Source organism: Thermococcus chitonophagus, from assembly GCF_002214605.1.
GTDB classification, from domain to species: Archaea; Methanobacteriota_B; Thermococci; order Thermococcales; family Thermococcaceae; genus Pyrococcus; species Pyrococcus chitonophagus.
Window position 1 is genome coordinate 579,324 of record NZ_CP015193.1, and the last position, 25,226, is coordinate 604,549.

The 25,226-nt window shown below is 45.3% G+C and carries 30 protein-coding genes; 15 read left to right on the forward strand and 15 right to left on the reverse strand.

Annotated elements, in window-relative coordinates; genetic code table 11:
* Window positions 1-7 precede the first annotated feature (7 nt).
* On the forward strand, window positions 8-598 hold the full coding sequence (locus A3L04_RS03130; RefSeq protein ID WP_068579303.1) for an ECF transporter S component: 591 nt from the start codon (window positions 8-10) through the stop codon (window positions 596-598).
* Here A3L04_RS03130 and A3L04_RS03135 read toward each other — a convergent pair whose 3' ends face one another.
* Both A3L04_RS03135 and A3L04_RS03140 read right to left on the reverse strand, forming a co-directional pair.
* Window positions 599-937, reverse strand: a complete 339-nt coding sequence (locus A3L04_RS03135; RefSeq protein WP_231963798.1) for a family 4B encapsulin nanocompartment shell protein — start codon at window positions 935-937, stop codon at window positions 599-601.
* 48 nt (window positions 938-985) lie between these two features.
* The gene (locus A3L04_RS03140) at window positions 986-1,990 is read right to left on the reverse strand and encodes a phosphorylating glyceraldehyde-3-phosphate dehydrogenase (protein ID WP_068579298.1); all 1,005 of its coding nucleotides are present in this window, start codon (window positions 1,988-1,990) and stop codon (window positions 986-988) included.
* 105 nt (window positions 1,991-2,095) lie between these two features.
* Between A3L04_RS03140 and A3L04_RS03145 the strand changes: the two genes are divergently transcribed.
* The 4 genes from A3L04_RS03145 to A3L04_RS03160 are packed head-to-tail and all read left to right on the forward strand — an operon-like array spanning window position 2,096 to window position 3,948.
* On the forward strand, window positions 2,096-2,278 hold the full coding sequence (locus A3L04_RS03145; RefSeq protein ID WP_068579295.1) for a hypothetical protein: 183 nt from the start codon (window positions 2,096-2,098) through the stop codon (window positions 2,276-2,278).
* Window positions 2,256-2,486, forward strand: a complete 231-nt coding sequence (locus tag A3L04_RS03150; RefSeq protein WP_068579292.1) for a hypothetical protein — start codon at window positions 2,256-2,258, stop codon at window positions 2,484-2,486. The genes A3L04_RS03145 and A3L04_RS03150 overlap by 23 nt, the downstream gene beginning before the upstream one ends.
* A 34-nt stretch (window positions 2,487-2,520) precedes the next feature.
* A complete protein-coding gene (locus tag A3L04_RS03155; RefSeq protein WP_068579289.1) occupies window positions 2,521-2,784 on the forward strand; it encodes a 50S ribosomal protein L35ae in 264 nt (87 codons plus the stop codon).
* A gap of 24 nt (window positions 2,785-2,808) precedes the next feature.
* A complete protein-coding gene (locus A3L04_RS03160; RefSeq protein ID WP_068579287.1) occupies window positions 2,809-3,948 on the forward strand; it encodes a tRNA (guanine(10)-N(2))-dimethyltransferase in 1,140 nt (379 codons plus the stop codon).
* Window positions 3,949-4,142: 194 nt separating this feature from the next.
* Here A3L04_RS03160 and A3L04_RS03170 read toward each other — a convergent pair whose 3' ends face one another.
* From A3L04_RS03170 to A3L04_RS03180, 3 genes are read right to left on the reverse strand one after another with little or no spacing between them, the layout of a single operon-like run.
* Complete coding sequence (locus A3L04_RS03170) at window positions 4,143-5,051, reverse strand: pantoate kinase (RefSeq protein ID WP_068579279.1); 909 nt, start codon at window positions 5,049-5,051, stop codon at window positions 4,143-4,145.
* 3 nt (window positions 5,052-5,054) lie between these two features.
* On the reverse strand, window positions 5,055-5,885 hold the full coding sequence (gene xerA / locus A3L04_RS03175; RefSeq protein WP_068579276.1) for a site-specific tyrosine recombinase/integron integrase: 831 nt from the start codon (window positions 5,883-5,885) through the stop codon (window positions 5,055-5,057).
* Complete coding sequence (locus A3L04_RS03180) at window positions 5,878-6,741, reverse strand: toprim domain-containing protein (RefSeq protein WP_068579274.1); 864 nt, start codon at window positions 6,739-6,741, stop codon at window positions 5,878-5,880. The genes xerA and A3L04_RS03180 overlap by 8 nt, the downstream gene beginning before the upstream one ends.
* A 153-nt stretch (window positions 6,742-6,894) precedes the next feature.
* On the opposite strand from A3L04_RS03180, the gene A3L04_RS03185 reads away from it, so the two are divergent.
* Complete coding sequence (locus tag A3L04_RS03185; protein ID WP_068579271.1) at window positions 6,895-8,100, forward strand: methionine adenosyltransferase; 1,206 nt, start codon at window positions 6,895-6,897, stop codon at window positions 8,098-8,100.
* On the opposite strand, the gene A3L04_RS03190 is transcribed toward A3L04_RS03185, so the two are convergent.
* From A3L04_RS03190 to A3L04_RS03200, 3 genes are read right to left on the reverse strand one after another with little or no spacing between them, the layout of a single operon-like run.
* The gene (locus A3L04_RS03190; RefSeq protein WP_068579268.1) at window positions 8,097-8,879 is read right to left on the reverse strand and encodes a DUF835 domain-containing protein; all 783 of its coding nucleotides are present in this window, start codon (window positions 8,877-8,879) and stop codon (window positions 8,097-8,099) included. The two genes, A3L04_RS03185 and A3L04_RS03190, sit on opposite strands and share 4 nt — an antisense overlap.
* A 20-nt stretch (window positions 8,880-8,899) precedes the next feature.
* Entirely contained in the window at window positions 8,900-9,721 is an 822-nt protein-coding gene (gene rsmA, locus A3L04_RS03195; protein WP_068579265.1) for a 16S rRNA (adenine(1518)-N(6)/adenine(1519)-N(6))-dimethyltransferase RsmA, read from the reverse strand.
* A 1-nt stretch (window position 9,722) separates the two neighbouring features.
* Window positions 9,723-10,340 carry a DUF655 domain-containing protein gene (locus A3L04_RS03200; RefSeq protein WP_068579261.1) on the reverse strand — a complete coding sequence of 206 codons (618 nt, stop codon included), beginning with the start codon at window positions 10,338-10,340 and terminating at the stop codon, window positions 9,723-9,725.
* Window positions 10,341-10,454: 114 nt separating this feature from the next.
* On the opposite strand from A3L04_RS03200, the gene A3L04_RS03205 reads away from it, so the two are divergent.
* From A3L04_RS03205 to cyaB, 3 genes are read left to right on the forward strand one after another with little or no spacing between them, the layout of a single operon-like run.
* Window positions 10,455-11,495, forward strand: a complete 1,041-nt coding sequence (locus tag A3L04_RS03205; RefSeq protein WP_068579259.1) for a lysyl aminopeptidase — start codon at window positions 10,455-10,457, stop codon at window positions 11,493-11,495.
* A gap of 5 nt (window positions 11,496-11,500) precedes the next feature.
* Window positions 11,501-12,070: an archaemetzincin family Zn-dependent metalloprotease gene (locus tag A3L04_RS03210; RefSeq protein WP_068579256.1), complete on the forward strand. Its 570-nt coding sequence runs from the start codon at window positions 11,501-11,503 to the stop codon at window positions 12,068-12,070.
* Window positions 12,051-12,602, forward strand: a complete 552-nt coding sequence (gene cyaB, locus A3L04_RS03215) for a class IV adenylate cyclase (RefSeq protein ID WP_068579253.1) — start codon at window positions 12,051-12,053, stop codon at window positions 12,600-12,602. Before A3L04_RS03210 ends, cyaB begins: the two co-directional genes overlap by 20 nt.
* On the opposite strand, the gene A3L04_RS03220 is transcribed toward cyaB, so the two are convergent.
* From A3L04_RS03220 to tiaS, 4 genes are all read right to left on the reverse strand, one after another.
* Complete coding sequence (locus tag A3L04_RS03220; protein ID WP_068579248.1) at window positions 12,517-13,371, reverse strand: cysteine synthase family protein; 855 nt, start codon at window positions 13,369-13,371, stop codon at window positions 12,517-12,519. The two genes, cyaB and A3L04_RS03220, sit on opposite strands and share 86 nt — an antisense overlap.
* 119 nt (window positions 13,372-13,490) lie before the next feature.
* Entirely contained in the window at window positions 13,491-14,333 is an 843-nt protein-coding gene (locus A3L04_RS03225) for an energy-coupling factor ABC transporter ATP-binding protein (protein WP_068579246.1), read from the reverse strand.
* Window positions 14,330-15,811 carry a TrkH family potassium uptake protein gene (locus A3L04_RS03230; protein WP_068579242.1) on the reverse strand — a complete coding sequence of 494 codons (1,482 nt, stop codon included), beginning with the start codon at window positions 15,809-15,811 and terminating at the stop codon, window positions 14,330-14,332. The genes A3L04_RS03225 and A3L04_RS03230 overlap by 4 nt, the downstream gene beginning before the upstream one ends.
* A 38-nt stretch (window positions 15,812-15,849) precedes the next feature.
* Window positions 15,850-17,124 (reverse strand): tRNA(Ile2) 2-agmatinylcytidine synthetase TiaS, encoded by a 1,275-nt coding sequence (tiaS, locus tag A3L04_RS03235; RefSeq protein WP_068579238.1) that lies wholly within the window; start codon window positions 17,122-17,124, stop codon window positions 15,850-15,852.
* A gap of 106 nt (window positions 17,125-17,230) precedes the next feature.
* Here tiaS and moaC point away from each other — a divergent pair, with 106 nt between their 5' ends.
* On the forward strand, window positions 17,231-17,707 hold the full coding sequence (gene moaC, locus A3L04_RS03240; RefSeq protein ID WP_068579235.1) for a cyclic pyranopterin monophosphate synthase MoaC: 477 nt from the start codon (window positions 17,231-17,233) through the stop codon (window positions 17,705-17,707).
* Here moaC and A3L04_RS03245 read toward each other — a convergent pair.
* Window positions 17,685-18,146 carry a hypothetical protein gene (locus A3L04_RS03245; RefSeq protein ID WP_068579233.1) on the reverse strand — a complete coding sequence of 154 codons (462 nt, stop codon included), beginning with the start codon at window positions 18,144-18,146 and terminating at the stop codon, window positions 17,685-17,687. The genes moaC and A3L04_RS03245 overlap by 23 nt on opposite strands.
* Complete coding sequence (locus A3L04_RS03250) at window positions 18,146-18,925, reverse strand: SDR family oxidoreductase (protein ID WP_068579230.1); 780 nt, start codon at window positions 18,923-18,925, stop codon at window positions 18,146-18,148. The genes A3L04_RS03245 and A3L04_RS03250 overlap by 1 nt, the downstream gene beginning before the upstream one ends.
* Before the next feature lie 209 nt (window positions 18,926-19,134).
* On the opposite strand from A3L04_RS03250, the gene A3L04_RS03255 reads away from it, so the two are divergent.
* The gene (locus tag A3L04_RS03255) at window positions 19,135-20,181 is read left to right on the forward strand and encodes an FAD-dependent oxidoreductase (RefSeq protein ID WP_068579226.1); all 1,047 of its coding nucleotides are present in this window, start codon (window positions 19,135-19,137) and stop codon (window positions 20,179-20,181) included.
* A gap of 32 nt (window positions 20,182-20,213) precedes the next feature.
* Complete coding sequence (locus A3L04_RS03260; RefSeq protein WP_068579676.1) at window positions 20,214-21,152, forward strand: transcriptional regulator; 939 nt, start codon at window positions 20,214-20,216, stop codon at window positions 21,150-21,152.
* Here the strand turns inward: A3L04_RS03260 and A3L04_RS03265 are convergent.
* Window positions 21,142-22,533: an MATE family efflux transporter gene (locus A3L04_RS03265; protein ID WP_068579224.1), complete on the reverse strand. Its 1,392-nt coding sequence runs from the start codon at window positions 22,531-22,533 to the stop codon at window positions 21,142-21,144. The two genes, A3L04_RS03260 and A3L04_RS03265, sit on opposite strands and share 11 nt — an antisense overlap.
* A 204-nt stretch (window positions 22,534-22,737) precedes the next feature.
* On the opposite strand from A3L04_RS03265, the gene A3L04_RS03270 reads away from it, so the two are divergent.
* The 3 genes from A3L04_RS03270 to tsaA are packed head-to-tail and all read left to right on the forward strand — an operon-like array spanning window position 22,738 to window position 25,212.
* On the forward strand, window positions 22,738-23,496 hold the full coding sequence (locus A3L04_RS03270) for a MinD/ParA family ATP-binding protein (protein ID WP_068579222.1): 759 nt from the start codon (window positions 22,738-22,740) through the stop codon (window positions 23,494-23,496).
* Between the two features lie 4 nt (window positions 23,497-23,500).
* Window positions 23,501-24,727: a hydroxymethylglutaryl-CoA reductase (NADPH) gene (gene hmgA / locus A3L04_RS03275; RefSeq protein WP_068579220.1), complete on the forward strand. Its 1,227-nt coding sequence runs from the start codon at window positions 23,501-23,503 to the stop codon at window positions 24,725-24,727.
* Window positions 24,724-25,212: a tRNA (N6-threonylcarbamoyladenosine(37)-N6)-methyltransferase TrmO gene (gene tsaA / locus A3L04_RS03280; RefSeq protein ID WP_068579218.1), complete on the forward strand. Its 489-nt coding sequence runs from the start codon at window positions 24,724-24,726 to the stop codon at window positions 25,210-25,212. The genes hmgA and tsaA overlap by 4 nt, the downstream gene beginning before the upstream one ends.
* Window positions 25,213-25,226: the final 14 nt, after the last annotated feature.

Sequence of the window (25,226 nt, forward strand, 5' to 3'; positions counted from 1 at the left end):
TGGTATCATGAATGAGGAGACACTCCAAGCTTACGTTCCATACTTTAAGGCTATCGTGGCAATAGTTACAATAGTGTACTTCGGCTACATCTTCCTAAACAGAAAAAAGTTCAAGGCAGCCAACGTAGCGGCGCTCTCTGCTGTGATGGCTGGGCTAGTTACGGCGATGACAATGGTAGTTAGAATACCAATTCCAGCATCCCAGGGCTACCTTAACTTTGGAGATATTATGATTATGCTAACCGCGGTTCTTTTTGGGCCTCTCATCGGAGGATTCGCGGGAGGCGTTGGTTCTGCTCTGGCGGATCTATTGGGGTACCCATCCTGGGCATTGTTCACCCTCGTGATTAAGGGGAGCGAGGGTATTGTCGTTGGATACTTGTCCAAGGGTGATGCTAGCTATGCAAGGATACTCGTAGCAACAACTCTTGGTGGAGCGGTGATGGTGATAGGCTATGTTAGCGTTGCCTACTTACTCTACGGCCCAGCTGGTGCAATAGGGGAGTTCTACAATGACATAGTCCAAGCAGTTTCGGGAATAATAATAGGCGGAGGGCTTGGATACGTTCTGAAGAAAAGGCTTGGGAATATAATCTAATCATTCCTCACTTATCTCTGGCAACTGTTTTATTATTTCTTCCCATTCCTCTTCCTCTAGGAAGGGCTCTATGGATATTCTCTTTGATGCTTTCTTTAGCTGTCCAAGGTATTTAGAGTCTGCGATCACGGCATCGGCCCCTAGCTCATCTATTATGTATATCTTCAAGTTGACAAGTCTTGACAGCTCTTCAGTTAGATAGCCTTTAAATTCAGGGCCAACAAGCATTATATCGGGTTCTAAGCCTTCTTCCCTGAGTTCACTAATTGCCGTTGTTATCAGATCAATTAACTGGGAGATTATATCCGAACTTCCTTTTCCCATCATGACCACTCGCATTACACACTATTAACAAAATCCTTAAAATAATTTTTTGGGAGAGCAAAGTTATTTTATTATCCCTAAACTCTTGTTAGTCTTTCTTATGCTCTCCCACTTATCAGCTAACTCAAACATGGCTCTTATGGCATCAATGTTCTCTGGAATCACGTCACTCTCTTGATGGACTGCTTGAATGTAGAACAATCTGTTACCTTTGATGCTTATGCTCTCCTTCCATACAGCTATCTCGTATAAGTTGTTCCACTCCCTGTGTAGATCCCTCGCGAACTCTATTATTTGAGCTGTACTTTCAAAGCCTTTCTCCTTCTCGAATAGTAGAACTCTTGTGGTGCTCTCGAATATGTTAATGACGTCCTCTGGCTTGAGGGGCTTCTTGAGTTCAACCATTATTGAGTGAACGTGCATTATCGTCGTTGGAACGACAAATGCAGAGGTCTCTATGTTTATCGGAATTACAGTCTGGACGTCAGGTCCGTGGTGGGATGGAACTGTCACAGTGGGCTTTATAGCGTTTATTGGTCCCCTCTTTATGTCATTGGGATCTGCTGCTCTTCTGATCATTACAGCATAGACGTAGTCTATGTACTCCTGAATCGCGCTTAACGTTCTAACGAGGCCAGTTGTGTTGCACGAGACTACCCTAACGTAGTCCTTTCCGAGGGCCTTCTCGTAATTTGCTTGGGCTACGAATGAAACCTCTGCAACGTCTGCCTTTTCTCCCCCCTGGAATACTGCCTTAACTCCCGCTTTCTCGTACAAGGGCTTGTTTTTTGCTCCCATTCCCCCTGGGGTTGCGTCTACAATTACATCAACCTTCTCTAGAAGGTCATTAAGTGTTCCTGCAACTTCAAACCCGGCCTTCTCGAATCTTGGGAGAAACTCTTCGCTTGCTGCGTAAACGGGAATTCCCAACTCCTTGGCCCTATAGGCCTCAAAATCTGGTTTTGTCTTTGTAACTCCGATGAGCTCCATATCATCCTGCTTCATAACAGCATAAGCAACCCTTTTTCCAATGGTTCCATAACCATTAATTCCCACTTTAACTTTCATCCTCTCACCCATTTTCCAATTTCTTTGGTGCATCTATAAGCGTTGTTTACTCACTCCCGGTGAAGTTTTATGTTGTAAGGGTAACTACCTTCAGGGTGCGGTAGAGTGGAAGAAGTTGAAATGTTGAAGAGAAGGATAAAGGAAATGGAGAAGCTTGTTGCATTGATGGAGAGGAAATATGAGGAGATGAAAAAGGACAATGAGCTCCTTAAAAAAGAGCTAACACGGCTTATGGAGGAAAATAAAGCCCTTTGGGGGAGGGGATATGGAGGAGGAAGAGGAAATTGAAGAATTGAGAAGAAAACTCATTGAACTCTCCAAGAGGCAGGCGGCACTTAACTTCAAGATATATCAACTCTTCATGGAGAATAGAACGCTTGCAATAAGGCTTTCTGGGTACATAGCTGAAAATAAATCCCTCGGAGAGAACTATCACAACCCTGAGATTGAGAAAATAATTGATAAATACCTCTTTTCGGCTAGGAATAAGCTTTAAAAATCCCTCGGGCTATGTATGCCCGGTGGTGAGGATGAGAATCAAGGGCGTTGTTCTAAGTTACAGGAGAAGCAAGGAAAACCAGCACACTAATGTTATGATCATCAAGCCCCTGAACGTTAACAGCAGGGAAGAAGCTTCAAAGCTCATTGGAAGACTCGTGGTTTGGAAGAGCCCAAGCGGTAAGGTTCTCAAGGGCAAGATAGTTAGGGTTCACGGAACTAGGGGGGCAGTAAGGGCGAGGTTTGAGAAGGGACTACCCGGCCAGGCCCTTGGCGATTACGTTGAGATTCTCTGACTAACTTTGTTTTTTGGTGGGAAAATGGAACTTTTTGAAGTTACTGAAGGGAAGGCCAAGATTTTAGTGCCAAAAGCTGAGAGTATCTATGATTCTCCAGTCTTTTACAACCCTAGAATGGCCTTAAATAGGGATGTAGTGGTTCTCCTACTGAAGGTTCTAAAACCTAAGATAGTCCTCGACGCACTCTCGGCTACGGGTATAAGAGGAATAAGGTTCGCTTTAGAAACTCCAGCTGAGGAAGTTTGGCTTAACGATATAAGTTTGGAAGCTTATGAGCTGATGAAGAGGAATGTGCTCCTGAATTTCCCTGGGGAACTTAAAGAAGAAAGCAATAGGGCAATTCTTGAGGGAGAGAAAAGGATAGTCGTTAATCATGATGATGCAAATAGGCTGATGGCCGAGAAGCATAGGTACTTCCACTTCATAGACCTTGACCCATTTGGCTCCCCAATGGAGTTCCTAGATACGGCATTGAGAAGTGTAAAGAGGAAGGGCATTCTTGGGGTTACGGCAACCGACGGTGCTCCCTTGTGTGGGGCCCATCCAAAGGCCTGTCTAAGGAAGTACCTTGCTGTCCCCTTGAGGGGTGAACTATGCCATGAGGTTGGCACTAGGATATTAGTGGGGATAATAGCTCGCTACGCTGCAAAGTACGACTTGGGGATAGAGGTTCTTTTAGCGTACTATAAGGATCACTACTTTAGGGCCTTCGTTAGGCTGAGGGACGGGGCTAGGAAGGGAGATGAAAGCCTAGAGAACCTTGGATATGTGTACTTCGATGAAAGAACTGGGAAGTTTGAAATAGAGAGAGGTTTCCTACCAACTAGGCCAAATGCTTATGGCCCTGTCTGGTTGGGACCCTTAAAGAACGAAGACATTGTTAATGAAATGTTTGAGTTGGTTAAGAAGGGGGTTGAACTCGCAAGGCCCAGGGAGGCCTTAAAGCTTATGCACATGCTCCATGAGGAACTGGATATTCCTCTCTTCTATGATACCCATGCAATTGGAAAGAGGATTAAAGTTGAGACCAAAAAGCTTGGGGAGATAATAAAGGCCCTATGGAAAAGGGGATACAGGGCAACAAGAACCCACTTCTCCCCAACCGGGATTAAGACCGATGCCCCTTACGAGGTTTTTGTTGAGGTGATGAAAAGACTTTAAGCCTGTACCACTCAAAGACCACAGTTCCAACGGCTCCGATTGTAAAAGCAATTGGTGCTGGGATGTTCTCTAATAATAGGGAGAGTGCAAGTCCTCCAGCAATACCAGAGGCTATTAATCCCTCTGTCTTCTTTCCGGTGTAATTAAAGTACGTGGCCGTTGCTATCGCTATGAGGGTAGCAATTAAAAGACCGCTATTCATCCCCAATCCACCTTCCTACTATTGGCTTTCCCCAGTAGATGTCTAGTATGTCAAACCTTAAGTTCAAGTCAAGTAATAGCTCTTTAACTTTATCAACTTCCCCCTCCTTTATGAGGGCAAACAGTCCCTTGCCGAGCATTATCATTGAAGACTGTAGGGAAATCACCTTGTCTATTTCTCTGCTTATCTCCTTCAGTTCCTCATCCATAAGGTTAGTTGCCTCTGCGAACCTCCTTGCTTCATTCATCAAAGTTTCTGGCGTTGGATTCTTTAGGAGAGTGTCTAGGGATTTTTTGCCCTCTCTGCTAATCACGTGAACAATGTCACTACTTAGGACGTCCCTGGTCTTTAGTCTTCCCAATGGGACAACTAGAACTTTGTACTCGTCCCGAAGTATGTTATCGACAACAGCCACCCCAGGCCCACCCTCCCTAATCCTTATATCTATTCCACCAGTTAGTTGGGCAACAACGTCTCCTAGTCCTCCTCCATGGATAACCTCTGCCTCATGAGCAATCTTGGCTGCTTCAAGGAGCGTCTTTCCGAACTTGTAGGCAAGGGTGAGTGCCGTTCCTAGAGCTCCACCAGCGCTGTTGCCGAAGCCATAGCCATTTGGGAAATCGAAGTACTGCCATATCTCCACTTCTCCTACGAAATCTTCCGGGAGCATCTTTTCAGTGACGTAATACGTTATCTTTGCCTGTTCCCTTTTCACAGGCTCTCCATTGAAGGCTACATGAATGTGCCTTTCAAGACTGGCCTCTTCAGTGTTCAAAAAAACGTTGGTTCCCTTATTGAGGTTTATCCCGGCCCCAAGAGAACCAGAAAGCTGAGGGTTTTCCTTAATTACTGGAACAAAAAAAGCCGTTATATGGGCGGGAACAAAAGCCCTGATAAGCATTACTTACACCTCCCTTAAATGTTCTAGGAGCCTTGCTTTTTCAACGGCCTCCTTTAAATGCTTGGCCGTAACCTTCGTGTATATCTGGGTTGTTGAGAGGTTTGCGTGTCCGAGTAACTCTTGAATAATCCTAATATCAACGCCACTTTCGAGCATGTGAGTTGCAAAGCTGTGTCTTAGCTGGTGGGGGGTTAGGTTTATTCCAGCTTTCTCCCCATATACTTTAATTATCCGCCAAACGGTCTTTGGAGACAGCTTATCTTTCTTTTTCCTTCTCTTCTCCACGAAGAGGTAGGGACTGCTGTCCTTTCTGGCATCAAGGTACCTCTTTATCTCGTCTAGGAGTTCCTCGGGGAGAGGAATAATCCTATCTTTTCCTCCTTTTCCTCCTTTAACTCTCAAGAGATGATTTTCGAAATCGATATCTTCCTTCTTTAGGTTGCAGACTTCGGAGATCCTCAGCCCTGCCCCGTACATTAAGAGGATTATTAATCTGTCCCTGGGGCTGTCTATAACCTCAATTAGTCTCTTTACCTCTTCCCGTGTTAGGCTTTTTGGAAGTGTTTTTGGTACTTTTGGGTTCTTCAATCTCTCTGCTTCATAATCAAGCCCTTCAAATCGGAAATATGCCTTCAAGGCCTGAACGACTAAATTTAAACTTCTCATTGAGTATCCCTTTTTCCTTAACTTTGCCAGAAACCTGAGGGCATCCCTTGCCGTTGGGGAGTACCCTTCTTCAAAAAATTTTGAAATGAAGTAGGTGTACATCCTTATCGTGTTCTGGCTTTTGCCTTCCAGCTCTAGGTACGTAGCAAATTCCTCGAGATCACTCAACGCTCTCTCCCTCGTTTGTAACTTCTTCTACCTCTGTCTTTTCTTCTTTTGCCTCCTCCTCGACTATAGTCTCTTCCTTCTCTTCCTCTTCTTTTTCTGTCAGCTTGAGGGCCAAATACACTGTCCTGAGTAGTTCCTCCAATAGTTTTTCATCCTCGGCGTATACGAATCCCTGCCCGACTATAACCTTCCCTGAGAAGCCAAGAGTTTTCACTGCTTTGTCAAACAGTTCTTCTCCAGGAATCTCGATCCCCGGGAATAACTCCTTCCACTTCTCTTCCAGCTTGTAGACCTTCGCTCTCTTCTTGACTATCTCCATAAGCCTTGAATTCTCTCCTTCCGCTCTCTTTAATTCTTCTTGGGCTTCCTGATATTTTCTCTCCAACTCCTCGATTTTCTTCTTTAACTCCTCATTTTCCTTTTCAAGCTCTTCAAACTTTCCCTTCAAGTCGAGGTAATCCCGCCTAAGCTCCATGTACTCTGGGAGCCTCTGGAGGGTTTTCAGTCCGGCTCTCACTAGGGCGTTCTTTAGCTCCTTCCTAACCAGCTCTACATCTATGTGCTCTAGATCGTGGCCCAGGGGTAACTTCATCCTCTCTATGTGCCCTACCATCTCGCTTAGCTCATTGAAAAGCCTCTCTGCAAGCTCCCTTCCTACCCTATCGGCATCTGTTGCTATTATCAGTAAATCTGCCCCAGCAGCTGCGCTTTTCGCTATCTCTATGTTAGTCGTGGGTATAATGGATGATATCGTTATGTTGTACTCACTTCCCAGTGCGAGGCCTTGGAGTGCCTTACTAACAACTTCAACATCACTTGCTCCTTCAACGAGGATTCTAACATCGACGATTGTCATTCCTTCCACCTCCGGCTTTCCCGGTCGCTCTAATCTCGGCGGTCCGTTAATTAAACCTTGTCCTTTAATAACCAATAGGAATAATCCGAAGCTATTTTATATGCCGAAAATTATATAAGTTTAGTTGGGCGTTGGGTTGGTGAGGTGACGATCATGGCGAGGAACATCGTTGTTGAGGAAATTGTAAGGACACCAGTTGAAATGCAGAAGGTTGAGCTAGTAGAGAGAAAGGGAATTGGTCATCCAGATAGCATAGCTGATGGAATCGCTGAAGCCGTGAGCAGAGCGCTTTGTAGAGAGTACATGAAGAGGTATGGAGTAATACTTCACCACAACACCGATCAGGTGGAGGTAGTTGGAGGAAGGGCCTATCCAAAGTTCGGGGGCGGTGAGGTAATTAAACCAATTTACATTCTACTATCCGGAAGGGCTGTTGAGCTGGTCGATCAGGAGCTCTTCCCTGTTCATGAGGTTGCCATAAGGGCGGCAAAGGAGTACCTGAAGAAGAATATAAGGCACCTCGACGTTGAGAACCACGTTGTAATAGATTCAAGGATCGGTCAGGGAAGCGTTGATCTTGTGAGCGTATTTAACAAAGCCAAGGAGAACCCGATACCGCTTGCAAACGACACATCATTTGGAGTTGGTTTTGCTCCATTAACCGAAACCGAAAAGCTGGTTCTTGAGACCGAGAGGCTCCTCAACGGGGAGAAGTTCAAGAAGGAGAACCCGGCGGTTGGAGAGGACATAAAGGTCATGGGGCTCAGGAAGGGGGATGAGATTGACCTGACGATTGCCGCCGCAATAGTAGACAGTGAAGTTGCAGATCCCAAGGAGTACATGGAGGTAAAGGACAAGATCAAAGAGGCCGTTGAAGAGCTGGCTAAAGATATAACCTCAAGAAAAGTTAACATATACGTTAACACGGCTGACGATCCTGATAAGGATATTTATTACATCACCGTTACTGGAACGTCTGCCGAGGCAGGTGACGATGGATCCGTGGGTAGGGGCAACAGAGTTAACGGTTTAATAACTCCAAACAGGCACATGAGCATGGAGGCTGCTGCCGGTAAGAACCCAGTTAGCCATGTGGGTAAGATATACAACCTCCTTGCAATGTTCATAGCTAATGATATAGCAGAGGCCCTTCCAGTTGAGGAGGTTTACGTGAGGATACTCAGCCAGATAGGCAAGCCAATTGACCAACCTCTAGTTGCCAGCATTCAGGTTATTCCGAAGCAGGGTCACAGTGTCAAGGAGTTCGAGAAGGATGCCTATGAGATAGCCGATGAATGGTTGGCAAACATAACAAAGATACAGAAGATGATACTGGAAGACAAAGTCAACGTATTCTAAATAATCTCGAGCTCTTTTAACTCCCTTTTTAATACTGCAAGCTGGTGCTCATCCAACGTTTTCTCTCCTACAAGTGCTATCAAAACTGATCCTTTCATCAACATATAATCCCTTGCGCTTGAGAGGAACTTCATTACGCTCTCAAAGCCATTCTCTAAGATGAGATATTCAAGGCCGTCTAGTATGAACGCAGTATTGCCGTCTGCGTGAGTTACCATAGTGTGGAGGAGTCTGGGTAAGTTGGTGGGATAAAGGGTATTTTCTCCTTCGGTCTTGGTGAGCCATATGTAAGGGATTCCTAACTTTTCATAATCCTGGGGCCTTCTCGTTATCGCTAGAATGTTCTTTCCATCAAGAAGCCTCATTACCTCCTGGAGAGGAGTTTTCGAAGATAGTAGGTACGCCCCAGGAGGCAACTTTGCCCCCTTCATGTCTATAGAAATTTGCATTGGTTCAACGTTTGGTATTTTCTTTTCAAACACCTGATAGAGATAGTATGTCACTAAACTTGCTCCCAAAATAACAAAGACGTCATCCATAGTTTTGGAGAGCTTTATCACGGTTACAGAGGTAGTTAGCTTTGGCACGAATTCGTTAGCAAAGTTGACGAGGAACCCGATCCAGATGAGAATTAATCCCCAAATTAGTATTCTTCCAAGCTTTCCGATTGAATATGGAAGTGCCCTTCTGTGTTTTATCATAAGATAAAGCCAAAGGCTTGAAATTATGACAGCTCCAAGTTCGGTCAATACCTTGAGTAGGCCCAAAGCATCGGGCATTATATCACGCTCATTAAATATTACTTGGGGCTTCCCTTTATAATACCTTCCGCCTTCAGAAATTCTTCAATATCCTTAACGTCTTGGGGAGTTAGCTGGTAAACTCTTTTGTTTGAGTGTGGAAGGCTAATGTTCTTTATCCTTTCTCTTTCTACTCCCAGAACATGTGCAGATTCTTTTAGAGCTTTGCTTACAATCTTTCTTCGATGTTGAAAGAGAGCGTTTACAAGCCTTTCGTCTAGGTATATTCTATATTCTCTGGGCTTGGGAACTAGGAGAACTAGGGCTGAATCAACTTTAGGTCGAGGATAAAAGGCACCTCTTCCTATTTTCATTATTATCTTCACATCAGCCAAGGCTTGAACCATTAATGAGAGTCTGGAATAGTTTCTACTTCCAGGTTTTGCTACCATCCTCTGGGCGAACTCGAGCTGATACATCAAAACTGCCCTATCAAAATCTCTCTTGAGGAGTTTGAACGTGAATGGGGAGGAGATTTGATAAGGTAGATTTGATATCACTTTGTTGAATTCAGGCCACTCAACTTTCACGGCATCTCCATGAATTATCTCGACGTTCTTCCAGTTGTATTCCTTTTTTAGTATCTCAATTATCTTCCTGTCCACTTCAATAGCGTAGACTTTCTTAGCTCTCTTGGCCAGTTCTTCCGTCAAAAACCCAAGTCCAGGGCCAACCTCTAAAACAATGTCGCTTTTACTCACTTCTCCAACTTCGATTGCTTTCTCTATAACATCAGGAACAATCAAGAAGTTCTGTCCCAGGGAATCCCTTGCTTTCAAATTATATTTTGAAAGAAGGGAAAAGAGCCTATCCTTGAGCATTTTAATCCCTAAATATCCTGTGCTGACCAACGAATATTCTGTACTTATCCTTTCCTTGCAATTCTTCGAGTATCCTCTTCGCTATCATCTTTACAGGATCAGGCAGACCTTTGACTCTCTTCTTTAGATCCTCGAAGCTCTCAAAGGGCTTCTTTTCCCTCTCCTCAATGATGTCCCACATGTGCTTTTTCCCAATTCCTGGGAGTAACTCGAGGCTATGGAGCCTGTTAGTAATTGGAGGGGCTACGTTAAAGAATTTGATAAACCTCTCCTCGTTATTCTTAACAATCTCCTCAACTACGTACGGCAACTCGGCTTTTGCTGTATCCGTCAGCTCTTCATAACTTAACTTCTTATTTATCATTGCTATCTTATCCCTATTTCCCTTCCCAATAAAGACCCTCTCGTACAGCATTAGATCCTCTTTTGGAGTTACCTCGAGTAATGTGAAGGCCTTCTCTCCTATCACCTGAGCAACGGGCTTCCCGAGGTAGTGGCCCGTTCTTAGATCTGGATAACCGTTCGGAAGGTAATCTAACACGTACGCATATTCCTCATACTCAACGTTTTTCTTTTTGCGAATGCTCTGATGATAAGGATGCCTACGATAGTAATCCATAGTCAACCCCCCAGAAATCTATGAATGCAGAGTTTTAATACTTTTGTTCGCTATCCCGAATTGTTTAAATATCCTTGAGTACACTTAGATACAGATTTTAAGGGGGTGGAAAAGATGGTTGATTGGGAACTCATGCAACGGATAATTGAAACCCCAGGAGTTTCTGGATACGAGCACCTCGGAATAAGAGATCTTGTCGTCGATCTCCTCAGGGAAGTTGCAGATGAAGTCAAAGTTGATAGACTTGGGAATGTTATAGCCCACTTCAAGGGTTCTGCCCCAAAAGTTATGGTAGCAGCACACATGGATAAGATAGGCCTAATGGTTAATCACATTGATAAAGACGGTTATCTACACCTTGTTCCAATAGGTGGTGTCCTCCCAGAGACTCTTATTGCTCAAAGAATCAGGTTCTTCACTGACAAGGGAGAGAGATATGGAGTCGTTGGGGTTCTGCCCCCTCATCTGAGGAGGGGCCAGCAGGACAAAGGCGGCAAGATCGACTGGGATCAGATAGTTGTTGATGTTGGAGCATCGAGTAAGGAAGAAGCTGAAGAAATGGGCTTTAAGATTGGGACGGTTGGAGAGTTCGCTCCAAACTTCACGAGACTCAGCGAGCACAGGTTTGCAACTCCCTATCTTGACGATAGAATATGTCTCTATGCGATGATCGAGGCTGCTAGGCAACTTAGTGATCATGAGGCGGATATATACATAGTTGCCTCGGTTCAGGAAGAGGTAGGCCTTAGGGGAGCAAGAGTCGCAAGCTTTGCTATTGACCCTGATGTAGGAATAGCGATGGATGTTACCTTCGCAAAGCAACCCCATGATAAAGGCAAGATAGTCCCAGAGCTCGGCAAAGGGCCAGTTATGGATGTTGGGCCCAACATAAATCCGAAGCTTAGGGCATTTGCCGATGAAGTGGCTAAGAAGTATAACATTCCGCTTCAAGTTGAGCCATCCCCCAGGCCCACTGGAACGGATGCAAACGTGATGCAGATAAACAGGGAGGGTGTGGCTACAGCAGTCTTGAGCGTTCCGATAAGATACATGCACTCTCAAGTTGAGCTCGCCGATGCGAGGGATGTGGACAACACGATTAAGCTCGCAAAGGCTCTGCTTGAGGAGCTTAAGCCCATGGACTTTACGCCGTGATGGGAATGATAGCAATAGTCCCCATTGGGGAAGTTCCTGGGGACGTTCTTTCCTTTCTTCAAACAAATCTTTCAGGATTTTACGCAAGGTATAGGATAGAGGTTAGAGTTATTGGTAGCCTCTCTCTAAACGCGTTCTCTCATGCCTTTGACATGTACAGGGGGCAGTTCTTAGGAAGAGCTTTTCTTCCAGCCCTCTCTCTCGTAAAGAGAGATTTTAAGGCCCTTGCAGTTTTGGGAGTAGTTGATGTTGATCTGTACGAGCCTGGTTTGAATTTCATATTTGGTATAGCTCATCCTGGGTTTGGGGCTGCTCTTATCTCGTTGTATAGACTGTACCCAGAGTTCTATGGTGATCCACCAGATAGGAAGCTTCTCAAGGAGAGAGCTCTAAAAGAGGCCATGCACGAGCTTGGCCATGTCTTTGGCTTGGAACACTGCCCAAATCCGAAGTGTGTGATGCACTTCTCGAACTCGATCATAGATACCGATATGAAGTCGTGGATGTACTGCGAAAGCTGTTTAAGGAAGTTGGAGGAGAGAATATCGAGGAGCCATGTACGAAGTGGAACTTAAGGGATATGCGACCGATGAGATATTTGAGAGGGTAAGGGAGAAGTTTGGGTTCATGCGCAGGGAGATTCATGAGGACATCTATTACCAACATCCCTGTAGGGACTTTTCAAAGACTGATGAGGCTCTAAGGATCAGGATAAAACGGTTTAATGGACACTTTGAGGCCTTTCTCACGTATAAAGGCCCGAAAATAGATCCAAGGTCCAAGACAAGGCTGGAGATTGAAGTTGAGATTGATGATGTCGATAAGTACTCTCAGCTCCTTGAGGCTCTCGGTTTTAAGGAAGTCCTTACAATAGTAAAGACTAGGGAGAAGTATTATGTTGACAAGGGAATCACAATAACCTTGGACGATGTTGAAGGTCTTGGCAAGTTCATTGAAATTGAAACATTGGTAAAAGAAAAAGACGAGATTCCAGGAGCTGTTGAAAGGCTGGAGAGAATACTCAAGGAGCTTGGGGTTGAGAGATTTGAGAGGAAGTCATATCTCGAGCTCCTGCTAGAAGCCTCTCAAATATCTCAACGTACTTGAATCCGTCATCGGGGAATATTAAGACCGTTGTTCCTTCGGGCTTTATCTTTTCATAAGCTGCAACTACTGCTCCCGAACTCATTCCTATTAGTAGGCCATCATTTCGTGCTACCTTAACAATGCCTTCGAATGCTTCTTCTTCTGTGATATCAACCACCTGGTCAATCTTAACTTTGAAAAACCATTTTGGTTTTGTCTCAAGTCTTTTTATTCCAGGAATCGTGCTCCCTTTGGCTGGAACAACGCCAATGACCCTGGTTCCATATTTTTCCTTCAGGTACTTTGCTATCCCTGCTATATGCCCTGATGTTCCCACTCCAGCTATAACAACTTCTGGGACTTTTCCTATACTCTTTAGTTGCTCTTCTATCTCCTTTGCAGTTATGGTGTAATGAGCGAAGAAGTTGGCGTCGTTTTCAAATTGGTTTAGATTTATTGCTTTGTCGCGCTCTGCTTCTTTCTTCACGTATTCTATGAATTCCTGATCTATTACATCAAAATCCGTTCTAACAACGTCTGCCCCAAATATTTTTATTATAGTCTCCGTAGCCTTTGGGGTATTACTTGGTATGTATGCCCTGAATTCAAGGTTAAACACTGAGGATAGAGCTGCCATTGCAATGCCAACATTTCCAGAAGTGGCTTCATAATGTTTCCTTGTACCGTTGAACTTTTTCTTCCTAAAAGCTTCCATTATCATACTGTACACAGCTCTGTCCTTTATGCTCCTACTAAATGGGTTAAAGAACTCTAGCTTGGCAAAAGACATCCCCCCTCAAGCTTAACTTGACGAGGGGGGTTGGCTTATACTTTTCATATAGCTCTCTCGTGCTTGAGAACACGTTCATATAATCACCAGTAATGGGTAATTGTTCCTAAAGTTAAGGTTTATGTTTGTGGCAATTTGAGTGCTTTCTTTAATTCTTTAGCGCTTACCGTAGCCCTCTTTAGAAGCCCTTTCTTCTTCAATTCGTAGCCTATCCTAATCCTCGCCGGAATCCTGACTCCAATCTTCATCAGCGTTTCAACGTCCTCAAAGACGTTTTCGGGCTTACCTTCTAGAATAATCTTGCCATCGCTGAAGACAAATACTCTATCGGCATTTTCAAGGAGAAATTCTGTGTTGTGTTCGACTACTAGTATCGTGATTTTCTCCTCCTTATTGAGTAGTTTGATTAAATTTAGAACGCTTTCCTTTCCCATTGGATCCAGTTGAGACGTTGGCTCGTCTAGAACCAAAATTTCCGGTTTCATGACAAGAACGCTGGCTATAGCCAACCTCTGCTTCTCCCCTCCGCTTAGATTTGGCGGAAATTCCTCCCTCTTATCCCACAGTCCAACTAACTTTAGAGCCCATTTAATTCTCCTCCACATCTCGTCTCTCTCTACTCCGAGATTCTCCAGAGCGAAAGCCACTTCTTCGAGAACCGTCATGTTAAATATTTGGGAGTCGGGATTTTGGAATACTAGTCCGACTTTAGTGGAAAGCTCTGCAACTGAGTGTTCTCTCGTGTTTAATCCAGCAACTATAACATTGCCTTCAAAAGTTCCCTGAATAGAGTGGGGAATTATTCCGTTTAGGGTGAGGCAGAACGTTGACTTTCCGCTCCCACTTCCACCAATTATCCCAATGAACTCCCCTTTTTTCACGGATAGAGTGATATCTCGAAGAGAATACCTCCCTGCTCCCTTGTACTTAAAGCTTAGGTTTTCAACTTCAATGATATTCACTTCTCAGCCCTCCGGGGGAGCATCATTGCAACACCCACGAGGAACACTAAGGTTGGGAATATTTCCAACCTTCCTATCCACATTAAAAGTATCAGCACGGTCTTCACGTCCGGGGGGAGCATTGGGGAAGTTATTCCGACGCTCAGCCCTACGTTGCCTATCGCTGATGCGCTCTCAAATAGTGCATCAACGAACTTAACTCCAAGCCTCAGCATCATGTACATAGCTCCAACCAAGAGGAATGCAAAGTAAGTCATAGTGAAACCGAGAACTTCCTGAATCTCCTCCTCCGAAAATTCATAATTTGCAACCTTCTTTCTTATTACGGCCCCTTTTGGTAAGATTGCCTGCTCTATTGTCCACTTGAGGCTTTCAAATGTTAGGGCGACTCTTATCAGTTTTATTCCACCGGCAGTACTTCCGGCGCTTCCTCCTATGACCATTAAAAGTGATAGCAGAACTTTGTCGGCTTCTGGATACTTGGATAGGTCTGAAATCCCAAATCCTGTACATGTAATTGCAGATACTGCATGAAATATTGACTCCCTGAAGGCCCTTATGGGTCCTACGTGGCCGAACCTGACCAATGAGAATGCCATTAGGGGGATTATTAGAACTAGGAATATCAGCATTGCCTTAACTTGGATGTCCCTGAAGAACTCCTTCAGGGATCTGTTAACGAAAACCCTATAATGAACGGTAAAGTTCGTGGCACCTAGAATCATTAAGAAGACGGTGATAGTCTCTATGGCTAAGGAGTGGAAGTAGCCTATACTTAAGTCGTGGCTACTCATACCACCCGTTCCAAGGCCCGTCATTGAGTGTATGACTGCGTCGAAGAGGCTCATTCCATTTACATAATATAGGTAGACTCCCAGGATCGTTAGTAATGTGTAGATCTGCACGATTATCTTGGCGGTGTTGACGAAGTTTGGGAGAATCCTCTCACTTCTTGCCTCCGCCCTGTAAAGTCTCGCGGCAGCAACTCCTGGTCTTATTAGAACCGTCAGAGCAACTAAGACTATTCCTATCCCCCCAAGCCATTGCATCCACGCCCTCCAGAAGAGTAAAATCTTTGGATAACTCTCGAGGTGGCTCATCATGGTTAGTCCAGTACCCGTCCAAGCGCTCATGGTTTCGAAGTAGGAATCTATGAAGCTCATCTTCGCTATAGCCATGAACGGAACGACGCTCACGAAAGATGCAAACAGCCAAACGAAGGCCGAGGCCATCATTGCCTGCCTCAGGTTTACATCCTCAACCTGCTCTATATGCCGTGAGAGGTAGTAGCCCAGGAGTATACACGCAACCCCAGGGATTGCAAAGTACACTGAGAGCTTTATTTCATCTGGATAAAACCACACCAGGAGAACGGGAACTAAATATGCTAATCCAACACCTTGGAGGATTGCCCCTATTAGATTCCTTATTACGAATATGTCCTCTGAGATGTTGATGAATCTCCTTAATTTAGCCATCGGCCAGAAGTGGGGAGAATTCGATAAAAGGTTTTTGATCAGAGAACAGTTAAAATGCTATCCTCACCACCGGGCAACACAAGAGGCCTCGAGAGATGCTTCCTGGCATCTGGAGGAACTTCATATATTTTTCTCTTTAAATCTCTCTGCTTTTCCACGGGAATTAATATCTTGGGCATCTTGAAGCCACAGCGTTTGCACTTAAGGTAGTCACCTTTGCTCTTCATGGTCCCTCCACATTTGGGGCATTTGGGCTTCTTCAGCTCTATTCTCGGAACAAGCCTTATTGGATAGAACTTCTCGAGATTTACAGTTAAAACTCCCTCATGCTCCTTAACGCCCCCAGCAACTATTATCTCATCCCCGGGAAGGAGCTTCCTCACGTAATTCCTGAATTTCTTCGTTGGCTCGAATGCGGCAACCCTAATCTTCCCGGTTTCATCTTCAAGCTCGAAGAACACGTGCCTTCCCCTCTCCCAGTACCTGCTTGCAACTTTCCCACGGATTATCACGCTGTCATAGAGCTTCACGTCTTTAATCTTCTTTGGGACTAGATGGTCGTCGGTGCTTTGGTTTGTTTTATACAGTTGGAACATTATGACTTCCTCGTATATTTTCACCTCTTCGAAGGCCTGCAGAACCTTCCCCTTATCGATGCCCCTTATTCCAACGAGAACTGGATCCTTCCCGTGAGGGGTTATCAGCACGGTTCCCTTGTAGGGATCGACGTTATCGTATGTAAACGGGTAGAACCTTTTGTCCATCTCGAATACCGAGTCCTTATCGACTCTTCTTTCCTTCTCCCTGTTTCTGGGGTCTCTGTATGCAAGGAGCTCATATGTGTATCTCCTGAGAGGATATCCGATAGCTGCGAGGGCTCCGATTATTCCCCTGCCGAGCTTGAACTTTGCTATCTCAGCTCCTATATTCTTTGCCACTTTTTCTGCTTCCTCTATTGTAACGTGCTCCCTCAATGCCCTTAGTGAGAATTCCGTTAGATCCTGGGGTACTTCGCCCTCAAGGAAGGCCACTCCAGGGTTAGTGTTTTCATGGGAAAAATCGGCGAGCTCTTTAACCTTCGCTATTACGAGGCTTTTTGCTTCTTCAATATACTCCTCTTCAATATCAAATATCAAAGCTACGGCACCATTTCCTCTCGTCTTGTAGGGGATGTTGGGGTTTAGCCTGATAAGTCTGGGGAGGTCTAAAGGCTCACCTAACCTCGAGAGCTCCCTGTAGAGGAGCGCTCCGAGATATGTTGTGCACATTCCGTTCGGTGAATCTGTGTCATCAATCCCTATATGCAGGAGCACGTGATGTGTGGGGAGGGGAGGTTTAAAAATCTTCGAGGAGCTTTAGTGTTTTAGCTAACCTATCGAATACCTTAAGCTTATTTATCCCCTTTTCCATCCTCAGCACATGAAGGGGCTAACACACGTCGATGAAAAGGGTGTAAAGATGGTCGAGATAGGCCACAAGGACGTCGTCTACAGGAGGGCAGTAGCAAGGGGCAGGATAAGGCTGAAGCCTGAAACCGTAAAGCTAATCAGGGAGGGAAAAATAGAAAAGGGAAATGTCCTCGCTGCAGCTCAGATAGCCGGAATTTTGGCTGTAAAGAGAACTCCAGAGCTAATTCCCCTCTGCCATCCGATTCCCCTTACCGGTGTTGACATAACTTTTGAGTTCGGCGAAGATTACATTGAGGTAACATGCGAGGTTAGGGCTTACTACAAGACGGGCGTTGAAATGGAGGCCTTGACCGGTGCTACAGTGGCCTTACTAACGATATGGGACATGGTGAAGGCTGTGGAGAAGGATGAAAGGGGCCAATACCCCTACACTAGGATTGAAGAGGTCAGGGTTGTTGAGAAGGTCAAGTCTTACAATAGCCAATGAGGTAGTATTCGAAGATCTTCGTTATTGCCGAGCCAAGGACTCCACCTAGCATAACCCCGATAAAGGAGAATTCGGGCTTCCAAATACTAACTAGCCCTCCAACCGCCATGGCAAACCCTACTGTTATTCCGAACAGTGCAGCCCGCGTGCTCTTCTTAATTTCTTTGAGGATGAGCCTCATTAGGCCTTTCTCATCTTTAACAAGGTACTCCATCTCTCCTATCTTCCTGTCCCCTCTAGCTAGAAACTTCCTGCCTTCGTGCTCCACTATATACACGTACCTCCCGAACGTGGAGTATATGAAGTACTCAACAAGGCTTTCGAGCTCATAACCCTCTCCGACAACTTCAATAACGTGAAATCCTAGTGATTTGAACTTGTTTGGATCTTCCTTAACTTTCTTAGCTAGGAACTTTGGTCTCAGAATTTTCTCCCACATTAGAGGTTCACCGCCCTCGTCATTGCTCCGTCAAAAACTATCGTTGAACCGAGCATGTACTCGGCATTTTCGCTTAGGAGGAAGTCAATTAGTGCGCCTAGCTCCTCCCATCGTCCGGTTCTCTTTAGCGGTGTTCTCCCGATAACCTCCCTCTTCCAGAATTCCTCAGGATCAATGCCTCTCTCTTCAGCGAGCTTTGTCAAGTTTTCCCTTGCCCCTGGAGTATCAAAACTTCCGAGCAGTACGGTGTACGCCCTTATCCCTTTTCCTCCATATGACCTTGATATTCCCTTAGCCAGCTGTATCAACCCAGCTCTCGCAGAATCTGCCAATAAAAGGGGTGGCATTGGCTCTAAGACTGAGACCGAGCTTAGATATATTATTATCCCCTTCATCTTCTTCTCAAGCCATGCCTGAATCAAAAGCGTTGTTAGGTATCCGGGGGAGGCTAGGTGAAGGAGAGATGCCTCGGCCCAGTCCATGTACCTAGCTTCATGAACCATGCAGGGCTCGCACCTAATGTTTGGAGCATTCCATATTAAGGCATCAATTCCTCCAAGGGCTTCCCAGGCGTTCTTTACTAGCCTTTTTAGGTCATCTTTAACGAGAAGATCTGCCTTGAAATATTCAACTTTTCCGAGGTCTTTTAGCTCCTCATAGGCTTTTTTCAAGTTGTCTATGTTGCTCGATGATATTACCACAGAGTGTCCCCTTTTGAGTAGCTCCCTTGCAACGTTAAAGCCAATCCCCCTCGATGATGCCGTGATCAGGACGTTCATACGTATTCATCAATGCTCTACTCCTATTAAAGTGTTCCGTTTTGGCTGGGCAAAAGTGTTCCTTTGTCTAAAATATTTCAAAAGCTTAATACATTCTCTGAATGTTTTCAATATTGATGATATGTCAATGTAGAGGTTTTGGTGATATGACAAGTGGTATTGGAGAAGGATGATAAGGTAGGGAAACTTAGCCACTAAAGGTGGTGAACATGAGGTTTTGCACCTGTGGTGAGAGAGATAAAACCAAGCCCTTCAAGGTCGCGGTCATCGGTGCAGGGCCTGCTGGACTTTCAGCAGCTTGCAATCTAGCGTGTAGGGGCTTTGAAGTCCATGTATACGACAAGATGCCAGAGCCGGGAGGAATGGTTGCCTTTGGAATTCCGGAGTGGAGGATTCCAATAAAGAGTGTGAGAGAGGGCGTTAAGGAAATTGAAAAGCTCGGAGTAGTGTTCCACATGAGAACGAAGGTTGTCTATGACTCGCCGAAGGAGCTGGGTGACGAGTGGGCGGAGAGGTTTATCTCCCTAGAGAAGCTGATGAACGAGTTCGATGCAATCCTAATAGCCACAGGGGCATGGAGGCCGAGGATCCTTAGGATTCCTGGGCACGACCTTCCGGGAGTCATGGATGCCCTAAGCACCCTTGTCAAGATAAAGATGGTGAGGATAGGATACCTCCCGGAGAGTGAACTCCCAGACTTTGAGGGAAAGAAAGTTATAGTGGTTGGTGCAGGATACACGGCAGTTGACATGGCTAAGGAGGCCCAGCTCCTTGGAGCAAGGGAAGTAACGATAGCCTACAGGAGATCGCTGGGACACAGCTACGCAAAGGCTGAGATTAGAAAGCTAATAAATGAAGGAGTTAAATTCGTTGAGTACGTTACCCCTGAGCGGGTAATCGGGGATGAAAAAGTTAGGGAAGTCGAGTTCGCAAAGACAAAGATTGTTGGGGGAAGTGTAATTAAGACCGATGACCGGATTACAATTCCAGCAGACTACCTAATATTCGCTATAGGTCAAATTCCAACAAATCCAATTAGGGAGATAACATGTGCGAATGAAGAGATACTCAAGGACTCTGGGATATTCTTCGCTGGGGACGTAATAAGTCCCAGGAACATAGGAACGGCAATACTAGAAGGTAGAAGGGTTGCTGGGGAGATAGAAGAGTGGCTGATAACCCACGCACCTAGGAGATTACTCCCACCGACCTTAGCGGGCAGGCTGATAGCGGAGGTCATCGAGGGCAAATGCTAACTTTATAAACTTTTTTGTCAAACATTCGATTGATGGAGCTAGCAAACGTTGTCGAGAAGATACTGAAGAGCATTGGATTTGAAACGGCGAGGTTCACTTTTAGGGGAGGATGCTTTGACCTAGTTGCCACTAGGCGTCTCCTCTTGCTATTCATAAAAACCCTCACAAATATTGATAAATTCACTGAGGAGCAGGCTGAGGACTTAAAAAAGCTGGCAAAGCTTTTTAGGGCTTCTCCTCTTTTGGTTGGCCTAAAAACAAAGAACCTTGAGCTTGAAGATGGTGTCGTGTATGAGAGGTTTGGGATCTATGCGATAACCCCAGGAACACTCTACTCCATGTTCGCGGAAGGGGAACCTCCCCTTATAATGGCCGAGAGGGGAGGCTTTTACGTTAAGATCGATGGGGAGAAGCTGAGGAAGCTCAGAGAAGAACACGGCTACACCTTAGCCGAGCTCGCTACTTACGTTGGCGTCTCGAGAAAGAGCCTCCAGAGGTATGAAAAAGGTGAGGCCGTTGTGAGTCTTGAAGTAGCCCTCAGGTTGGAGGAGATCTTTGATGAGCCCTTAGTTAAGCCTGTAGACGTTTTGCGGGCGAAACTTGAAGATGTATCCCTAGGCTCAAAGCCCGAGAGCAAGCTTGAAAGGGAAGTGTTTGAGGAGCTACACAAGCTTGGAATGGATGTCGTTAAGATTAGAAGGGCCCCCTTTAATGCCGTGGGGAAGGAGGAGGACGAGGAGACAAAGTTGCTTACCGGCATAGATGAGAAGAAGACAAGTGCGACGCTTAAGAGGGCTAGACTAGTGAGTCAGATAACGGAGTTCATAGGGAGCGAGGGTATGTTCGTCCTTGAGAATGCGAGGGCGGAGGTTATAAGCAAGATCCCAGTTATACCAAAGAGAGTGCTGGAAGACGTCAGGGATGTTGATGAGCTTTTCGAAATAATAAAAGAGTTGAAGTCTAAATCTTGATGTGCTTCCACTTCCCCCTTCTGAACACCAGCCAGAACAGTCCGGCGGTTATGAATGTCTCGAGACTCATCCCTATCCAAGCGGCAACCACACCTAGGCCGCTAAAGTGGAATCCCGGGAATGTATATCCAAATATGGTAAACCTTGGAATCGTGAATCCAAAACCAAGTATGTACGAGGGAATTATTCTGAAGAATAACTTGCTGATTGCGGTTATGTAGAGGGGGCTTTTTGTATCACCAGCGCCTCTAAGCGCACCGCTTAGCACGAACATTATGCCTAGCGGAATTTCGCTTATACCAACTATGATTAGGTATATAGAGGCAAGGTTTTTGACGACCTCATAGTTTGGATCTGACCTTGAAAGGAAGGGCTCTACGAGGATACCAGGGAAAGCGACAAGTACGAAGGCCATTATCGTCATAAAAGCTGTTGTCATTTTCATTGCCTCTTTAACAACTCTTTCTGCCTGCTCTGGTTTTTTAGCTCCTAGGCTCTGACCAACAAGGGCAGAAGTGGCTATGCTAAAGCCAAAAGCTGGCATGTACGCTATGCTCTCTACTCTAAGTCCTATTTGGTGGGCTGAAAGAGCTATCTTTCCGAACCTAGTGACTATGCTCATATATAGAAAGTTGTAGAAGCTGAATAATCCTCTTTCCAGCATCGTCGGTGTTCCTATTCTAAGGATCTTCTCCACTATCTCCCATCTTATCCTTAGCTCTAGCACTGGCTTCAAAACGAGTCTGTGGGCTATAAATAGGTATAGACCAACGAGAAACGCAACCGTAATTCCTATTCCTGAAGCCCAAGCGGCACCTACTGGACCCATCCTGGGGAATCCTAACTTTCCAAACACCAAGAGATAGTCGAGGACTGCGTTTACAACATTCATTAATATATTTAGAAGCATTGGCGTTTTCGTGTCTCCCGCTCCCCTCAGGGAAGAAAAGAACGCAAAGCCAACAAACCTTATCGGATAGAAAAAGAAGAGTACTCTAAGGTAGGCGTACGCTATCTCAAAGACTTCTCCCCTAGCACCCATTATCCTGAGTATATCATCCCCAAAGAATATCCCAAAAAGCATCACGGGGATCCCTAGGATGAATGCTATGTACATACTCTGCTCCGCTACCCTTGATGCCTCCTCATAGTTTCCCTCTCCAACTCTCCTCGCAACTACAGCTAGTGTTCCCGTGGATACGGCCATCATTATTGGAAACATGAACCAGCTTACCATTCCCCCTAAGCCGACTGCGCCAAGGGCGATTGCACTTACGTGGCCAACTATCATTGTATCAACTAAGTTGAGAAGTGTCTGACTTATGTTTCCAGCTATTGCGGGCCATGCTAGCTTCCATAGCTTTTTCCTTATCTCGCTCATCTTTAATCACATTATCATTTTTATCTAAACGGTTAAAGTTGCATAGAATTTAAAAACCTTATTATACCAATTTGGATATTCCTTAATCAATGAAAAGCTTTGAAGCTTTGAGTTGAAGGAAATCCAACCCCTTAGCAAAAACCTTATATCTTCTTCGTTTGAAGACTAATTTGTCTTTTGTTAAAGCTTCAGGGGCGGACAAATATGGCAGTGATCGTTGTTACAGGAAGGGGTGGAGCTGGAAAAACCACAACGACTGCAAACCTAAGCACGTACTTTGCCCAAGCTGAGTATAGAGTTTTGGCTATAGACGGTGATCTCTACCTTCCAAATCTTGGCCTTCACTTTGCCTTGGATAATGTGAAGTACACGCTCCACTCCGTTGTTAAAGACCCCAATATGGATCCTGAATGGGCAATTTATAAGCATAAAGAAACTGGGGTTTACGTTATGCCAGGAAGTTCAAGGCTAGAAGATGTTCTAGGAATTTCAGGCCAAAGATTGAGGGAGATAATAGAGAATCTCAAGTACAAATATCCCCTAATATTTGTAGACTCACCAACTGGAGTACCCTTTGATACTCTCCCCGCATTTGAAGTATTTGATTATCAGATAATAGTTGTGGAGATTGAAAGATCTCCAATATATTCATTTGAGACTATGGTTGAGAACGAAGTCTTGAAGCTTAAAGCATTGGGAGACAGATTTGGATTAGATGTTGGAGTAGTCATAAACAAAGTTAGGGAAGCAGCAGATGTCATTGATAAGATAGTGGAGGTTATAGAAAGCGATATAGGTGTTCCCGTTCTGGGAGTTATTCCATTCGATGATGCAGTTCCTGAATCTGTGAATGCTGGAATACCTGTTCTAGTATATAAGCCTCATAGTGATGCTGCGATAGCTTTTAAAGAGGCTGGACAACTAACTGAAGAGTGGATATTTGGCTCTTCTACACAGAGGTGAGACCATGAACGTTGAAGAAATTGTAGAGAAAGTTGCTAGGGGAGAGATTAAGCTCCATCAAGTAGAAAACTATGTTAACGGTGATAAGAAGCTTGCAACCGAGATAAGAAGGAAAGCCTTAGAGAGAAAGCTTGGAATAAAGCTCGAGCATATAGGTCACTATAGCATAGATCCCAACCAGCTCGTCGGAAGGAATATAGAAAACATGATCGGTGTAGTTCAGATCCCAATGGGCGTTGCCGGACCTCTCAAGATAAACGGAGAGTACGCCAAGGGAGAGTTCTACATCCCTTTAGCAACCACGGAGGGAGCCCTAGTTGCCTCCGTGAACAGGGGCTGCTCAGCCTTGACCGAGGCGGGTGGAGTCGTTACTACTTTGTTGGATGACAAGATGACGAGGGCCCCGCTGATAAAGTGCCCCGACGCTAGGAGGGCGAGGGAAGTTGCACAGTGGGTTCAGGAGAACCTTGAGTACCTGCAGGAGAAGGCGGTAAGTAAGGTCACAAGGCACGGAAAGCTTAGGGGTGTTAAGCCCTTCATAGTAGGCAGGAACCTCTACCTTCGCTTTGAATTCGAGACTGGGGATGCAATGGGAATGAACATGGTCACAATAGCGAGCGAGGAGATAATGAAGGTTATCGAGGAGCACTTTCCCGATGTAAGATACCTAGCACTATCTGGAAACCTCTGCGTGGACAAAAAGCCCAACGCCGTGAACTTTATCCTCGGCAGGGGAAAAACAGTCGTTGCTGAAGCTGTAGTCCCCAGGGGGATAGTTGAGAGGAAACTCAAAACTACTCCAGAACTAATCGCGGAAGTGAACTACCTGAAGAACCTCGTTGGTTCCGCTCAAGCGGGTAGCTATGGCTTCAACGCCCACTTCGGCAACATAGTTGGTGCTATCTTTTTGGCAACCGGCCAGGATGAGGCTCAGATCACCGAGGGCTCTCACGGGATAACCATAGCGGAAGTGACTCCCGAAGGCGATTTGTACATAAGCATAACGATGCCGAGCCTCGAAATAGGAACCGTTGGAGGGGGTACTAGGGTTCCAACCCAGAGGGAGGCCTTAGAGATAATGGGTGTTGCCGGTGGAGGGGATCCTCCTGGGATAAACGCTAAGAAGTTCGCTGAGATAGTCGCTGGTGCCGTTCTCGCTGGAGAATTATCCCTACTCGCGGCTATAGCGGCTAAACATTTAGCAAGAGCCCACAAGATGTTGGGAAGATGATAGAGATTAGATATAAGCCCATCGGGATAATTAGAACGCCCTTCAAAGAGCCTAAGGGCGTTCCCATACAGTCTTCCGTAGCTAAGGGAGTTAGAGGTGAGGTTATAGTATTCCCTGAGTACGCTGAAGGTTTGAAGGATCTCGACGGCTTTTCCCACATAATTTTGATTTACCACTTTCACCTGGCTAAGCCCGGCTCCCTGCTTGTAAAGCCTTACATGCACGATGAGTACCATGGGGTTTTTGCCACGAGGGCTCCAAGCAGGCCTAATCCCATAGGAATTTCCGTTGTGAGGCTTCTGAGAATAGAGGGGAACATTCTGTACGTTGAAGATGTTGACATAGTTGACGAAACTCCCCTTCTCGACATAAAACCGTATGTTCCTGAATTCGATATTAGGAGAGTTGATAGAATAGGATGGTTAGAAAGGAACGTCCACAAGCTTCCATACACTAGAGATGATGGTCGCTTCTCCAGGGGCTAAGTTTTTAAAACACT